The organism is Pseudocitrobacter sp. 2023LY-00077, from assembly GCF_055796175.1.
Genome location: NZ_JBSPEI010000075.1, coordinates 1 through 623 on the forward strand (window position 1 = coordinate 1; position 623 = coordinate 623).

Consider the following 623-nt stretch of genomic DNA (forward strand, 5'->3'; position numbering starts at 1 on the left):
ATTGGTCGCCTGCATGGGCGGTATGGAGTGGAGTCATGAAGATTTACATCGCCGGGCCCATGATCGGCCTACCTAATTTTAACCGCGCCGCTTTTAACCATGCGCATTTTCATCTCTGGTCGAAAGGTCATATTGTTCTGAATCCCGCCCGTCTACCAGATGGATTAACCCAGGCCGAGTACATGGACATCTGCCTGTCTATGCTTCGCTGTGCTGATGCTATCTACATGCTTGAAGGCTGGGAGCACTCCGCTGGTGCCCGAGCGGAGAATGCGTTGGCCGAGAAGCTTGAAATGGAAATTATCTTCCAGGAAGAGGAACGCGCCGCATGAACCGAGCCGCACCCGTTGATTTGAGGAAAAGCCTCGAAATTGCCAACCACCTGGCGCACATCGGGATTCGCTTCGTGCCGATCCCGGTGGCGACAGAGGAAGAGTTCCAGACGCTGGCCGCCGAGCTTTCACGACGGCTTGAGCAGATGGCAGTCGAAGCCGAGAAGAATGAAGGCGGTGCAGCATGAAGGCACTAATAACCAGGTCGCTAAAGCGGCCTTTTTTATTGCTGGCATTCACCTTCAACCGAATTAACCGACAGTTCATGGAGCACTGACTATGACACCAGAT

The 623-nt window shown here is 53.6% G+C and carries 2 protein-coding genes; both read left to right on the forward strand.

What is annotated here, in order from left to right:
• The first annotated feature begins 35 nt into the window (after positions 1-35).
• On the forward strand, positions 36-332 hold the full coding sequence (locus ACWWFX_RS25415; protein ID WP_473225118.1) for a DUF4406 domain-containing protein: 297 nt from the start codon (positions 36-38) through the stop codon (positions 330-332).
• Complete coding sequence (locus ACWWFX_RS25420) at positions 329-520, forward strand: DUF1382 family protein (RefSeq protein ID WP_042889502.1); 192 nt, start codon at positions 329-331, stop codon at positions 518-520. Before ACWWFX_RS25415 ends, ACWWFX_RS25420 begins: the two co-directional genes overlap by 4 nt.
• Positions 521-623: the final 103 nt, after the last annotated feature.